This is a genomic window from Hylemonella gracilis ATCC 19624 (genome assembly GCF_000211835.1).
In the GTDB taxonomy this organism is placed as follows: Bacteria; Pseudomonadota; Gammaproteobacteria; order Burkholderiales; family Burkholderiaceae_C; genus Hylemonella; species Hylemonella gracilis.
In genome coordinates, this window is record NZ_AEGR01000058.1 from 1 (window position 1) to 12,322 (window position 12,322).

Sequence of the window (12,322 nt, forward strand, 5' to 3'; positions counted from 1 at the left end):
GGCTGCGGCTGCGCAACCCGCCGCTGCAGTCCCCGCCCCCCAGGCGCCGGCCACCGATGACGAGGATGAACCCAAGTTTGCCCGCTCGGGCGCGGTTGTTTTCCGCTTGCGCGAGCCGGGCTGGGTCCAGGTGACCGACGCCAGCGGAACGATCCGCATCAACCGCGTGCTCGAAGCCAACAAGCCGGTGGGCGTGGTCAATGGTCCCTTCCCGTTGACGGTGGTGGTGGGGCGTCCCGAGGTGACCGACGTGCAAGTGCGCGGCCGTCCCTTTGACTTGACGCCGACCGTCCAGAATGGCCAGGCCAAGTTCGAGGTGCAGTGATGTCCTTGGATCGCCAGTCCGATCCGCAGGCCGCCGGCACACCGTCGGTGGGGCCGATCCCGCAGGCCGCGCCGCGCCCTCGCCGCAGCCGCCAGGCCCGAGTGGTCTGGGGGGCGAATGTGGTCACCGTGGGCGGCGACGCGCCGGTGCGCGTGCAGTCCATGACCAACACCGATACGGTCGATGTGATCGGCACCGCCATCCAGGTCAAGGAATTGGCTCAGGCGGGCAGCGAGTTGGTGCGCATCACGGTCAACACGCCCGAAGCCGCCCAGGCCGTGCCGCACATCCGTGAACAGCTCGACCGCATGGGCATCGCAGTGCCCTTGATCGGTGACTTCCACTACAACGGGCACACCTTGCTCACGCAGTACCCGGCCTGCGCCGAAGCGCTCAGCAAGTACCGCATCAACCCTGGCAATGTGGGCAAGGGCGATAAGAAGGACAAGCAGTTCGGCCAGATGGTCGAGGCCGCCTTGAAGTGGAACAAGCCGGTGCGCATCGGTGTCAACTGGGGCAGCCTGGATCAGGAATTGCTCGCGGGTCTGATGGACGCGAACAGCCGCCGCGCCCAGCCCTGGGACGCCAAGGCCGTGATGTACGAGGCCCTGGTGACCTCCGCCATCGAATCCGCGCAACTCGCCGTTGAGTTGGGCATGGCGCCCGAGCAGGTCCTGCTGTCCTGCAAGGTCAGCGGCGTGCAGGATTTGATTTCCGTCTACCGCGAGCTGGCGCGCCGCTGCGATTACCCTCTGCACCTGGGCCTGACCGAGGCCGGCATGGGCACCAAGGGCACCGTGGCGTCGGCGGTGGCCATGTCCGTGCTGCTGCAGGAAGGCATCGGCGACACCATCCGAGTGTCTTTGACGCCGCAACCGGGTGAGTCGCGCACGCAGGAGGTGGTGATCGCTTCCGAGATCCTGCAGGCGCTGGGACTGCGGGTGTTCGTGCCCAGCGTCACGGCCTGCCCGGGCTGCGGACGCACCACGAGCACAACCTTCCAGGAATTGGCCAAGCAGATCGACGACTTCCTGCGCATGCAGATGCCGGTCTGGCGCAAGCAGTATCCGGGCGTGGAAACCCTGAAGGTGGCCGTGATGGGCTGCATCGTCAATGGTCCCGGCGAAAGCAAGCACGCCGACGTCGGCATCAGCCTGCCCGGCACGGGCGAATCGCCGGCCGCGCCGGTGTTCATCGATGGCGAAAAGGCTTTGACCCTGCGTGGTGACAACATCGCCGCCGAGTTCCACAAGATCGTCGAAAACTACATTGAAAAGCGTTTCGGCCGCGCGGCCGAGACCGCATGAACTTTCCTCTCCCATGACTGAAAAACTTGTCGCGGTAAAAGGGATGAACGACATCCTGCCGGCCAGCGTGCCGCGCACGGAAAAGTTGCCCGATTCCGCCCGTTGGCAGTGGTTCGAGGCGGCGGTGCGCAAGGTGCTGGCGCGCTATGGCTACCAGTACATCCTGACGCCCATCGTCGAGCCGACCGCGCTTTTCGTGCGTGGCCTGGGGGAGGTGACTGACATCGTCGAGAAGGAGATGTACTCCTTCACCGACAGCATGAACGGTGACAAGCTCACGCTGCGCCCAGAGGGCACGGCCGGCATCGTGCGCGCCATGATCGAGCACAACGCCCTCTACAACGGGCCGCTGCGCCTGTGGACGCTGGGGCCGATGTTCCGTCACGAGCGTCCGCAGAAGGGTCGCTACCGCCAGTTCCATCAACTGGACGTCGAGGCCCTGGGCTTTGCCGGACCGGACGTGGACGCCGAGATGATCCTGGTCGCCCGCTCCCTGTGGCGCGAGCTGGGCCTGATCGAAGGCCAGCATGTCCGCTTGGAACTCAACAGCCTGGGGCAGCCCGAGGAGCGCCGGCAACACCGCGAGGCCCTGATCCGCCATTTCGAGCAACACGCCTCGCAACTGGATGAAGACGCCCAGCGCCGCCTGCACAGCAATCCCCTGCGCATCCTGGACAGCAAGAACCCGGCGATGCAGACGCTGATCGAGGCCGCGCCCCGGCTCTTCGATTTCCTCGGGGCCGAGTCGTTGGCGCACTTCGACGCGGTCAAGTCCACGTTGGACGCGGCGGGTTTGGAATACCGCGTGAACCCGCGATTGGTGCGCGGCATGGACTACTACAACCTCACCGTCTTCGAGTGGGTCACCGATCAGCTGGGGTCCCAGGGCACGGTCTGCGGCGGTGGCCGGTATGACGGACTCATCAGCCAGCTCGGCGGCAAGCCCGCGCCCGCAGTGGGTTTTGGCCTGGGCATTGAGCGCCTGCTCCTGCTGGCCCAGGATCTGAACCTGCCCATGCCCGGCACGGCGCCCGACGTCTACGCGATCGTTCCACCGGGCACGCCCCTGGCGCCCGTGATGACCACTCTGGAGGCCTTGCGCGCGCGTGGCCTGCGCGTGGTGCAGCACGCGGGCGGGGTGGACGGCCCCGGCAGCATGAAGTCCCAGTTCAAGAAGGCCGATGCCAGCGGCGCGGCCTGGGCGCTGGTCTTTGGCGAAGAGGAATTGGCCGCGGGCGAGGTGACGCTCAAGGCCTTGCGCGAGGGCATGCAGGGCGGTGGCGCCGGTGCCCAAAGCCGCCAGGCCTTGGCCCAGGCTGCGCACTGGGCCGCCCTTCTAGAATCACAGGCTTGATGGAATTTATTGAATGGCACATTTCGACCTCGAAGAACAAGAGAAGCTTGCGCAGATCAAGCATTTTTGGAAGCAACACGGCAACCTGCTGACAGCCATCCTGGTGGTCGCATTGCTCGCGCTCGCGGGCTGGTGGGGGTGGAAGGCTTGGCAAAACCGCCAGGCAACACAGGCCACGGCGCTCTACGAAGAACTGGAGCGCATCGCGGCCGACCCGGGTGCCGACCCGGACGGTGCGCGCCTGACGCGCGCGCTTGCCGACATGAAAGACCGTTTCCCACGCACCGCGCAGGCCCAGCAAGCGGCCTTGCAGGTCGCGGCAGTGCATGCTCAAGCTGGCCTCACCCAGCCCACACGCTTGGAAGCCGCCCGCGCGGCGCTTCAGTGGTTGGCCGAGGAGGGGCGCGACCAAGGCTACCGTGCCTTGGCTCGCCTGCGATTGGCGGGCTTGTTGCTGGATGCGAAGTCCTATGACGCCGCGCTCGCCCAGCTCAACGCCGATTTCCCGGCTGAGTTTGCGGCATTGGCCGCGGACCGCCGGGGTGACATCTATCTGGCGCAAGGCAAGAAAGCCGAAGCTGGATCGGAATACCTGAAAGCCTGGCAAGGCCTGGAATCTCAAGCCGGTCCGGGCGGCAACTACCGCCAAGTGGTGGACGCCAAGCTGGCTGCGCTCGGCATCCAGCCGCCCGCCGCCGCGCCCGCCGAGGTCCGGTGATGCAGCGGATGCTGAGTCTGCGCCGCGAGCGCGGCTGGGTGGGCCTGGGTGTCTCGGGCAAGAGCCTGTTCACATCCATTCTTCCCGTGGTCTTCCTCGCGGCCACCTTGGTCGCCTGCTCCAGCGCGCCCCCCCGGCCCGAACCCGCGCCTTTGCCCCCTGATCCGAAACAGTTCACGGTGCGCGAAGTGTGGCGGGTGGATTTGGGCGGCTCAGTCACTTTTCCCGTGGTCGTTCAGTCCACGCCGTCCGCGTCGGCAGGCGCCGATGGTGTGAGTGGCAGTGGCGCGGTGGTCGCGGTGGCCACCGATCCGGGCCGCGTGGCCTTGATCGATGCACGCACGGGCGAATCGCTGTGGCGCGTGGACTTGAACACGACACTGACGGCGGGTGTTGGGCACGATGGTCGCACCGTCGCCGTCGTCACGCGCGGCAACGAACTGGTGGCGCTCCAAGCGGGCAAGGAAATCTGGCGCCAGCGCCTGTCCGCGCCGTCCTACACGGCGCCTCTCGTGGCGGGGGCTCGTGTTTTCGTCCTGGGTGCTGACCGCAGCGTGAGCGCCTACGATGGGCAGACGGGCTTTCGACTCTGGCAGCAGACGCGCAGCGGAGATCCCCTGATCCTGCGCCAGTCTGGCTTGTTGATGGCGGTTGGTGACACCTTGGTCGCGGGCTTTGGTGGTCGCCTGGCGGGACTGAACCCGACGAATGGCGCGGCACGCTGGGAGACGGTGGTGGCCAGCCCGCGCGGCACCAATGACGTGGAGCGCTTGTCTGACCTGGTCGCGGGAGTTGCGCGCCAGGGCACGGAAGTTTGCGTGCGCGCCTTTCAGGTGTCGGTGGCTTGCGTCGATGCGCGGGCCGGGCAGGGCGGGGGCGTGTTGCGCTGGTCGCAGAAGGCTTCGGGCGCCACGGGCTTGAGTGGCGATGCGGCCGGGGGTGACGCCGCCCTCTTGTTTGGCGTCGAGTTCGATGGAACGGTGCAGGCATGGCGGCGCGGCGATGGTCAGCCGGCCTGGTCCAGCAATGCCTTGCGTTTCCGCGCTTCGACGGCGCCGTTGGTGCTCGGGGAGGGCCTGGTGGTGGGCGACGATGCCGGTCTGCTGCATTTCCTCTCCCGCACGGGCGGCGCCTTGCAAGCGCGGTTTGACACGGCCGAGGCGTCGCGTCCGCAAGGTCCTTGCCGCATCGAGGGGCGTGGTGTGGCCGCGCGTTACGCGTGCATTGAAAGCCAGTTTGGTCCGGGCCGCGGCATCGCGTCGACGCCGGTGCTCGCGGGCAACACCTTGGTGACGATGACTCGGGATGGCGTGGTGCATGGCTTGCGGCTGGGGCCCTCGGCACGGCCTCAGCCCTGAGATCAAGCACAATGCCCCAAATGAAACCCGTGTTGGCCCTCGTGGGCCGCCCCAACGTCGGCAAGTCGACCCTCTTCAACCGCCTCACTCAGACGCGTGACGCCATCGTGGCCGACTACGCGGGTCTGACCCGTGACCGCCACTACGGCAATGGTCGTCAGGGTCGGCGCGAATTCATCGTGATCGACACCGGCGGCTTCGAGCCCACCGCCGAGACGGGCATTTACAAGGAAATGGCCAACCAGACGCGTCAGGCGGTGGCCGAGGCCGATGCGGTGATCTTCGTGGTGGACGCGCGCGCGGGTCTGTCCGCGCAGGATCACGACATCGCCAACTACCTGCGCAAGCTGGGCAAGCCCTGCGTGCTCACGGCCAACAAGGCCGAGGGCATGCAGGAAGGTGCTCAACTGGCTGAGTTTTACGAACTGGGCTTGGGCGAAGTGCTGCCCGTCTCCGCGGCCCATGGCCAGGGCTTGCGCACTCTCGTGGACCAGGCGCTGGAGCCGCTGAACCTGCCGCAAGAGGACGAAGAAGACGCCGTCGAACCCGGCGTGATCAGGTTCGCCGTCGCGGGACGTCCGAATGTGGGCAAATCCACCTTGATCAACACCTGGCTCGGCGAGGAGCGCTTGATTGCCTTCGACATGCCGGGCACCACGCGCGACGCCATCCGCGTGCCTTTCGAGCGACAGGGTCAGAAATTCGAGCTGATCGACACCGCTGGGCTGCGTCGCAAGGGGCGTGTGTTCGAGGCGGTCGAGAAGTTCTCGGTCGTCAAGACCTTGCAGGCCATTGAGAGCGCCAACGTGGTGCTCCTGTTGCTTGACGCCACCCAGGGTGTCACGGATCAGGACGCGCACATCGCGGGCTACATCCTGGAGAGTGGCCGTGCCGTGGTGTTGGCGGTCAACAAATGGGACGCGGTGGATGATTACCAGCGCCAACAGTTGCAGCGCCAGCTGGAGACCCGCCTGACCTTCTTGAAGTTCGCGAACCTGCACTTGATCTCGGCGCGCAAGCGTCAGGGTCTGGAGCCACTCTGGAAGTCCATGCTGAAGGCGCACCAAGCGGCCAACCGCAAGATGTCCACCCCCGTGCTCACGCGTCTGCTGCAGCAGGCCGTGCAGTTCCAGACGCCAAAGAAAAGCGGGATGTATCGGCCTAAACTCCGGTACGCTCACCAGGGGGGCATGAACCCACCGGTGATCGTGGTGCATGGCAATTCTCTGGAACACGTCTCCGACGCCTACAAGCGCTATCTGGAAGGCTGGTTCCGCAAGGAGTTCGACTTGACGGGAACCCCCTTGCGCATCGAAATGAAAACTTCCACCAATCCCTACACCGACAAGGATTGAGCAAGAAGGATCAAAACAATCTGTGGAATAAGGTGCCCGCATAGGCAGCGCGGGATGGCTGTGGTATTGTGGCGGCTCTTCCTCCACTACTTGAACACGGAGAATATCGTGAGCAATAACAAAGGCCAGCTTTTGCAAGACCCTTTTCTCAATACCTTGCGTCGTGAGCATGTGCCGGTTTCCATCTATCTGGTGAACGGCATCAAGCTGCAAGGGCAGATCGAATCCTTCGACCAGTACGTCGTCCTCCTGCGCAACACCGTGACCCAGATGGTTTACAAACATGCCATCTCCACCATCGTCCCCGGACGCGCGGTGAATTTCTCGGTTAGCGCCGAGAACGGTGATAGCGCTTCCTGAGGCGCCTGCCAAGCTTGGCTGAACCTTCCACTTCCGCACCCGCAAACGGTTCGTCCGATGCGGGTGCGCGTGCATTCGGCTTGCCCGACACGGGCGCCATACTGGTCGGTGTTGACTTCGGCGCCCCGCATTTCGATGGCGAGCTCGAGGAGCTGGGCCTCCTCGCTGAAACCGCCGGGTTGCATCCCCTGGGTCGCATCACCTGCAAACGCAAGGCACCGGATGCGGCCTTGTTCGTTGGCAGCGGGAAGGCCGAAGAAATCAAGCTCCTGGCCCAGCAACTCGGTGCCAGCGAAATCCTGTTTGACCAGGCCCTGAGCCCGGCCCAGCAGCGCAATCTCGAGCGCGTGCTCGAGCGGCCCGTCAATGATCGAACTCTGCTCATCTTGGAAATCTTCGCGCAGCGTGCCCGCTCGCACGAGGGCAAGTTGCAGGTCGAATTGGCGCGCTTGCAGTACTTGAGCACCCGCCTGGTTCGGCGCTGGTCTCACTTGGAGCGTCAGACGGGTGGGCAGGGCCTGCGTGGCGGTCCTGGTGAAAAGCAAATCGAACTGGACCGTCGCATGATCGCCGACGCGATCAAGCGCACCAAGGATCGTCTGGTCAAGGTCAAGCGCCAGCGCCAGACCCAGCGCCGGCAGCGAGAGCGGCGTGACGCCTACAACATTTCGCTGGTTGGCTATACCAACGCGGGCAAATCCACCTTGTTCAATGCTTTGGTCAAGGCACGTGCCTACGCCGCTGATCAATTGTTCGCGACCCTGGACACCACCACGCGCCAGCTGTATTTGGCGGCCGACGAGGCAGCGGCGGGGCAGGCGCCCGACCCGTTGCTGATGGGGGCCCCCGCTGGCCGCAGCGTATCGCTTTCGGACACCGTGGGCTTCATCCGCGACCTGCCGCACGGCCTGATCGACGCTTTCCAAGCCACCCTGCAAGAGGCGGTCGACGCCGATTTGCTGTTGCATGTGGTCGATGCGGCCAACCCCAATTTCCCCGAGCAGATCGCCGAAGTGCAGCGGGTGTTGGCGGAGATCGGTGCGGAGGGCATTCCGCAGATCCTCGTGTTCAACAAACTGGACGCCTTGGCGGAAGATCGCAGGCCGACGGTCTTGCAGGACCGGTATGAACTCGATGGCTTCGAAACGCCCCGCGTCTTCGTGAGTGCCCGCAGCGGAGAGGGGCTGGCCAACTTGCGCCAGATGTTGTCGGCGCGGGTGCTCTCGCTGGCCCGGCAGGTCGAGGCTCAGCGCCTTGAGTCCTTGGCTCAGGATCAGACCATCCAATCGGTCTGAGGGTGTTGCGCAAACGCGGCAAGCTCAATGCTTGCGAGCGTGTATCGCCCCCAATAGCCTGAGGAGCCATCCAGATATTGATGCAAGCGCGCGGGGATTCGGCACAATGCAAGCTTCGCGAGCGTTGGTTCGCCGCGCCTTGACCAGGCACGCCATCCGGCATTCCGCGCAAAGCCAGAATAGAGAGCACAAAGAATGAATTTTCCTGCACATTCCGCTGACGAGTTGAAGCACGACCCGCAAGCGGACGTGAATGCGCAAAAACCGCGAACCTCCCGTCGCAGCCACTGGTGGGCGCGCCTGCGTGGCATGTTCAACCTGAACGATCCGCGCTGGGGTCGCAGTGACGACACCGCGTCCTCGCCGTCTCAATCGTCGCCCCAGGATGCATCGGGTTCGGGCAACTCAGGGTCTGGCAATGAGCGTCCTGAATCCGAATCCCCTCAGTCTGCCCAGGGCTCGCAAGGTGCGGGTCGTGGCCGTTCGCAGGGACCCAACCAGGGACCGCCGGATCTGGACGAACTGTGGCGTGATTTCACCCGCAAACTGTCCGGCCTGTTCGGCGGCGGTCAAGGGGGCGGGCGCAACAACCGGGGTGGCTCGGGCGGCGGCAATGCCAAGAGCGCCGGTTTCGGTATCGGCCTGATCGCCAGCATTGCCTTGCTGATTTGGCTCGGTACCGGGTTCTTCATCGTGCAGGAAGGTCAGCAAGCCGTGGTGACCCAATTCGGGCGCTACCACAGCACGGTGGGTGCAGGTTTCAATTGGCGCTTGCCTTATCCGATCCAGCGGCATGAGCTGGTCTTCGTGACCCAGATTCGCTCCGTTGACGTGGGGCGTGACGTGGTGATCCGCTCCACGGGCCTGCGTGAATCCGCCATGCTGACCGAGGACGAGAACATCGTCGAAATCAAGTTCGCCGTTCAGTACCGCCTGAATGACGCGCGAGCCTACCTGTTCGAAAGCCGCGACCCGTCCGCCGCGGTGGTCCAAGCCGCCGAGACGGCCGTGCGCGAGGTGGTGGGCAAGATGAAGATGGATTTGGCGCTGTCCGAGGAGCGCGACCAGATCGCGCCGCGCCTGCGCAACCTCATGCAGCAGATTCTCGATCGCTACAAGGTCGGCATCGAAATCGTGGGCATCAACTTGCAGCAGGGCGGTGTGCGCCCCCCCGAGCAGGTGCAGGCTGCCTTTGACGACGTGCTCAAGGCCGGGCAGGAGCGTGAGCGACTGAAGAACGAGGCCCAGGCTTATGCCAACGACGTCGTGCCCCGCGCGGTCGGTACGGCCTCGCGCCTGAAGGAAGAGTCCGAAGCCTACAAGGCCCGCATCGTTGCCCAGGCCCAGGGTGATGCTCAGCGCTTCCGTTCGGTGTTGGCTGAATACCAGCGTGCACCGCAGGTCACGCGTGATCGTCTCTACATCGAGACCATGCAGGAGATCTACGGCAACGTCACCAAGGTGCTGGTCGAAACCAAGCAAGGCGGCAACCTGCTTTACCTGCCCCTCGACAAGTTGCTGCAGCAGGGCGGCGATCCTGCGGCGAATTTCGCACCGCAGCCCGTGATGCAGGGTCCGGCCCCGGCCAGCAGCGCGGACGGCGCTTCCGCAGGCGCGCTCAACGATGCGCGTTCGCGGGCGAACCAACGTTCGCGCGAGCGTGAAACCCGCTGAGTCCGGAAAGAACAAGGAAGTACAGACATGAACCGGCTTGGATTCATCATTTCGTCGCTGCTGGTGCTGTTGGCACTGGCAAGCTCCATGTTATTCGTCGTTGACCAACGGCAGTTCGGTGTGCTCTACGCACTCGGCCAGATCAAGGACGTCATCACGGAACCAGGCTTGAACTTCAAGCTGCCGCCGCCGTTCCAGAACGTCACCTACATCGACAAACGCCTGCTCACGCTGGACAGCACCGATGCAGAGCCGATGTTGACCGCCGAAAAGCAGCGCGTCGTGATCGACTGGTACGTGCGCTGGCGCATCACCGATCCGGGTCAGTACATCCGTAACGTCGGGGTGGACGAGCAGGCGGGCGCCAATCAACTCAAGCGCGTCGTGCGCAACGCCTTCCAGGAAGAGATCAACCGCCGCACCGTGCGTGAGCTGCTGTCCACGAAGCGCGAGGCCCTGATGTCCGACGTGAAGGCCGAGGTGCTGGGCGCCGTGCGCGGCGAGAAGCCCTGGGGCATCGACATCGTTGACGTGCGCATCACCCGTGTGGACTATGTGGAGTCCATCACCGAATCCGTTTACCGACGCATGGAGGCGGAGCGCAAGCGCGTTGCGAATGAACTGCGCTCGACGGGTGCCGCCGAGGGCGAGAAAATCCGCGCCGACGCCGATCGCCAGCGCGAAGTGACGGTCGCCAATGCCTACCGCGACGCACAGAAGATCAAGGGCGAGGGCGATGCCGAGGCCGCGCGCGTCTACGCCGATGCCTTTGGCCGTGACCCTCAGTTCGCGCGGTTCTATCGCAGCCTGGAAGCCTACAAGGCCAGCTTCGCGAGCAAGAGTGACGTCATGGTGCTGGACCCGAACGGCTCGGAGTTCTTCCGCGTCTTCCGGGGTCAGGGCGCTCCCGCGGCCGCGCCGGCTAAGTGATCAGCTCCCGCAACGTACGAGGCGCGGTGCGCGGTACCGTGCTTGCGCGCTAAGGCGCTGCGGCGAGTGATCAGCTCGACTTTTGTCGCCCCGCGTCAGACGGCTTTTGTGACATGGACAGCTCAACATTCTGGACGGCACTGGCCATGGTGCTCGTGGTGGAGGGACTACTGCCTTTCATCTCGCCCGGCGGCTGGCGTCGCATGTTCAGCCAGATGCTGCAACTCAACGACGGGCAGATCCGTTTTTTCGGCCTTTGCAGCATCGTGCTGGGCCTGATCGGCATCTGGCTGCTGGCCTGAGTACCTGCCGGGCGGCGGCTGGAGACCGTCGCGCGGGGCCCAGCATCGCGTCGGCAGCCCCTGCCAGGCAGGGCATGCCGCCTCGGTTCAGGCGGGTAGAATCCCATTTTTAACAGCACTCCTGTTTCCCATGTCCGCCTGGCTGCTGCCGGATCACATCGCCGACGTACTGCCTTCCGAGGCCCGACACATCGAGGAGCTTCGACGCGACTTGTTGGACACGGCGCGTGCCTACGGCTACGAACTGGTCACGCCCCCGCTGCTTGAGTACCTGACCTCCCTGCTGAGTGGGGCCAGCCAGGCACTGAACCTTCAGACTTTCAAGCTCGTCGACCAGCTCTCGGGTCGTTCCATGGGCCTGCGGGCCGATACCACGCCGCAAGTGGCGCGCATCGACGCGCATTTGCTGAACCGCCGGGGCGTGGCACGGTTGTGCTATTGCGGTCCGGTGGTCCATACCCGGCCAGCCAGCGCCCACGCGACGCGCGAGCCGATGCAGTTTGGCGCCGAAATCTACGGCCACGCCGGCGCCGAGGCCGATCTTGAAATTTTGGAGCTGGCGCTGGACTGCCTGCGTTCAGCCCGGTTGCCCGCGCACACGCTGGACCTTGCGGACGCCCGCATCGTCAGTGCGCTGCTTGAAAGCGAAGGCGTGGCTCCCCTGGGTGCCGAGGTCAAGGAAGCCATCCATGCCGCGCTGGCGGCCAAGGATGTTCCGACACTCGCGGGGTTGGTGCGTGGTTTGACGGGCCTGTCCGCCCAGGCGCGCCAAGGCTTGCTGGCCTTGCCCGGGCTCTATGGGGATGCCCAGGTGCTCGATGAAGCGGCCCGTGTGCTGCCCGCTTTGCCCGCAGTTGGACAAGCCCTAGCGGGCTTGCGCTGGCTGGCGCGCAGCCTGGGTGGGCGCACCGGCGTTTCCGTCGGCTTTGATCTGGCAGATCTACGTGGCTATGGCTATTACAGCGGCATGCGTTTCGCCGTCTACGCCGCTGGCGTGAGCGATGCGCTTTTGCGCGGCGGGCGCTACGACGAGGTGGGGGCTGTCTTTGGCCGCAAGCGGCCCGCCGTGGGTTTCAGCCTGGATCTGAAGACCCTGGTGGGCGCGGTACCTGCGCGTGCCTTGCGCGCGGCCATCCGCGCGCCTTGGCCGGGTGACGAGCCGGCGGCGACCGATCTGCGCGCCGCCATCGCGCGCTTGCGGGCGCAAGGCGAAACCGTGGTCTGTGTGCTGCCCGGCCATGAGAGTGAAGTGGACGAATTCCACTGCGACCGCGAATTGATCGACAGCGGGGGCACCTGGGGTGTCCGCGCCATTGCCTCCCAACCTCACACGGTCTGAACCGA

The 12,322-nt window shown here is 65.0% G+C and carries 12 protein-coding genes; all 12 read left to right on the plus strand.

Annotation, left to right across the window (positions count from 1 at the left end; all coding sequences use genetic code 11):
• On the plus strand, positions 1–325 hold a 325-nt coding region (locus tag HGR_RS09340; protein WP_006297975.1), incomplete at its 5' end, for a DUF4115 domain-containing protein.
• Positions 325–1,632, plus strand: a complete 1,308-nt coding sequence (gene ispG, locus HGR_RS09345) for a flavodoxin-dependent (E)-4-hydroxy-3-methylbut-2-enyl-diphosphate synthase (protein ID WP_006297976.1) — start codon at positions 325–327, stop codon at positions 1,630–1,632. The genes HGR_RS09340 and ispG, both read left to right, overlap by 1 nt.
• A gap of 13 nt (positions 1,633–1,645) precedes the next feature.
• Positions 1,646–2,986 carry a histidine--tRNA ligase gene (gene hisS, locus HGR_RS09350; RefSeq protein ID WP_039853078.1) on the plus strand — a complete coding sequence of 447 codons (1,341 nt, stop codon included), beginning with the start codon at positions 1,646–1,648 and terminating at the stop codon, positions 2,984–2,986.
• A gap of 13 nt (positions 2,987–2,999) precedes the next feature.
• Positions 3,000–3,704: a YfgM family protein gene (locus tag HGR_RS09355; protein WP_006297978.1), complete on the plus strand. Its 705-nt coding sequence runs from the start codon at positions 3,000–3,002 to the stop codon at positions 3,702–3,704.
• Positions 3,704–5,062 carry a PQQ-binding-like beta-propeller repeat protein gene (locus tag HGR_RS09360; protein ID WP_006297979.1) on the plus strand — a complete coding sequence of 453 codons (1,359 nt, stop codon included), beginning with the start codon at positions 3,704–3,706 and terminating at the stop codon, positions 5,060–5,062. The genes HGR_RS09355 and HGR_RS09360 overlap by 1 nt, the downstream gene beginning before the upstream one ends.
• A gap of 20 nt (positions 5,063–5,082) precedes the next feature.
• Positions 5,083–6,417 carry a ribosome biogenesis GTPase Der gene (gene der, locus HGR_RS09365; protein WP_006297980.1) on the plus strand — a complete coding sequence of 445 codons (1,335 nt, stop codon included), beginning with the start codon at positions 5,083–5,085 and terminating at the stop codon, positions 6,415–6,417.
• Between the two features lie 54 nt (positions 6,418–6,471).
• A complete protein-coding gene (gene hfq, locus HGR_RS09370) occupies positions 6,472–6,777 on the plus strand; it encodes an RNA chaperone Hfq (RefSeq protein ID WP_006297981.1) in 306 nt (101 codons plus the stop codon).
• Positions 6,778–6,857: 80 nt separating this feature from the next.
• Positions 6,858–8,072 (plus strand): GTPase HflX, encoded by a 1,215-nt coding sequence (gene hflX / locus HGR_RS09375; RefSeq protein ID WP_006297982.1) that lies wholly within the window; start codon positions 6,858–6,860, stop codon positions 8,070–8,072.
• A gap of 309 nt (positions 8,073–8,381) precedes the next feature.
• Positions 8,382–9,746 (plus strand): FtsH protease activity modulator HflK, encoded by a 1,365-nt coding sequence (hflK, locus tag HGR_RS09380; protein WP_237701398.1) that lies wholly within the window; start codon positions 8,382–8,384, stop codon positions 9,744–9,746.
• A 27-nt stretch (positions 9,747–9,773) separates the two neighbouring features.
• Positions 9,774–10,676 carry a protease modulator HflC gene (gene hflC / locus HGR_RS09385; RefSeq protein ID WP_006297984.1) on the plus strand — a complete coding sequence of 301 codons (903 nt, stop codon included), beginning with the start codon at positions 9,774–9,776 and terminating at the stop codon, positions 10,674–10,676.
• A 113-nt stretch (positions 10,677–10,789) separates the two neighbouring features.
• Positions 10,790–10,978 (plus strand): DUF2065 domain-containing protein, encoded by a 189-nt coding sequence (locus HGR_RS09390; RefSeq protein WP_006297985.1) that lies wholly within the window; start codon positions 10,790–10,792, stop codon positions 10,976–10,978.
• A gap of 130 nt (positions 10,979–11,108) precedes the next feature.
• Complete coding sequence (locus HGR_RS09395) at positions 11,109–12,317, plus strand: ATP phosphoribosyltransferase regulatory subunit (protein ID WP_006297986.1); 1,209 nt, start codon at positions 11,109–11,111, stop codon at positions 12,315–12,317.
• Positions 12,318–12,322: the final 5 nt, after the last annotated feature.

Coding starts and splice junctions, on each gene's coding strand:
- ispG (WP_006297976.1), top strand. CDS start 325: ATGTCCTTGGATCGCCAGTCCGATCCGCAGGCCGCCGGCACACCGTCG.
- hisS (WP_039853078.1), top strand. CDS start 1,646: ATGACTGAAAAACTTGTCGCGGTAAAAGGGATGAACGACATCCTGCCG.
- HGR_RS09355 (WP_006297978.1), top strand. CDS start 3,000: ATGGCACATTTCGACCTCGAAGAACAAGAGAAGCTTGCGCAGATCAAG.
- HGR_RS09360 (WP_006297979.1), top strand. CDS start 3,704: ATGCAGCGGATGCTGAGTCTGCGCCGCGAGCGCGGCTGGGTGGGCCTG.
- der (WP_006297980.1), top strand. CDS start 5,083: ATGAAACCCGTGTTGGCCCTCGTGGGCCGCCCCAACGTCGGCAAGTCG.
- hfq (WP_006297981.1), top strand. CDS start 6,472: ATGGCTGTGGTATTGTGGCGGCTCTTCCTCCACTACTTGAACACGGAG.
- hflK (WP_237701398.1), top strand. CDS start 8,382: ATGTTCAACCTGAACGATCCGCGCTGGGGTCGCAGTGACGACACCGCG.
- hflC (WP_006297984.1), top strand. CDS start 9,774: ATGAACCGGCTTGGATTCATCATTTCGTCGCTGCTGGTGCTGTTGGCA.
- HGR_RS09390 (WP_006297985.1), top strand. CDS start 10,790: ATGGACAGCTCAACATTCTGGACGGCACTGGCCATGGTGCTCGTGGTG.
- HGR_RS09395 (WP_006297986.1), top strand. CDS start 11,109: ATGTCCGCCTGGCTGCTGCCGGATCACATCGCCGACGTACTGCCTTCC.